The sequence below is a fragment of the Colwellia demingiae genome, assembly GCF_007954275.1.
In the GTDB taxonomy this organism is placed as follows: Bacteria; Pseudomonadota; Gammaproteobacteria; order Enterobacterales; family Alteromonadaceae; genus Colwellia; species Colwellia demingiae.
Genome location: NZ_VOLT01000035.1, coordinates 1 through 659 on the forward strand (window position 1 = coordinate 1; position 659 = coordinate 659).

Below are 659 nucleotides of genomic sequence, written 5' to 3' on the forward strand. Positions count from 1 at the left end.
TGATGGGGCTATAGCTCAGCTGGGAGAGCGCCTGCCTTGCACGCAGGAGGTCAGCAGTTCGATCCTGCTTAGCTCCACCATCTTGTATCTTTTACTAAAGAAAGAGACCAAATTTAAATACACTTTTAAAGTGATTTTAAATTTGGTTTTTTAAACCACGAATTATGCCGAATGTGTGCTGATTTGAAGTTCTTTAACAATCTGGAAAGCTGATATAAATATCGGTATTTATATGCTACTTATTATTAGTAAAGGGTGTCGCGCTCATTACTTCTAAAATACGTAGGTGATTATAAATACCAAGCTGTTATGACACTCTCTTATCGTGAGTGTTGTGATGGTGATAGTGCGTTCTCCCAAGAACGTATTATCGAATTCATACTGTTCGAAAGAACATGATGTCTTATCAAGTAACTCATCCCATTTGATATTAATTTAGATAATGGTGAGTACGTGAAAATGTCAGACTTTACAATTACCCCGGATTAGTCTCCAGGGTGCACTTCGTTTTCAAATCTTCGGATGAGACTATTTAGGGTTGTATGGTTAAGTGACTAAGCGTATGTGGTGGATGCCTTGGCAGTTAGAGGCGATGAAGGACGTGTTAATCTGCGAAAAGCTTTGGTGAGGTGATAAAAACCGTTATAGCCAAAGATGTC

Annotated in this window: 1 tRNA gene and 1 rRNA gene; both read left to right on the top strand. The window is 38.8% G+C overall.

The features are described from left to right. Positions 1 to 4 precede the first annotated feature (4 nt). Positions 5 to 80 (top strand) — tRNA-Ala (locus tag ESZ36_RS22435). A 464-nt stretch (positions 81 to 544) separates the two neighbouring features. Then, a 23S ribosomal RNA gene (locus ESZ36_RS22440) occupies positions 545 to 659 on the top strand; the annotation flags it as partial.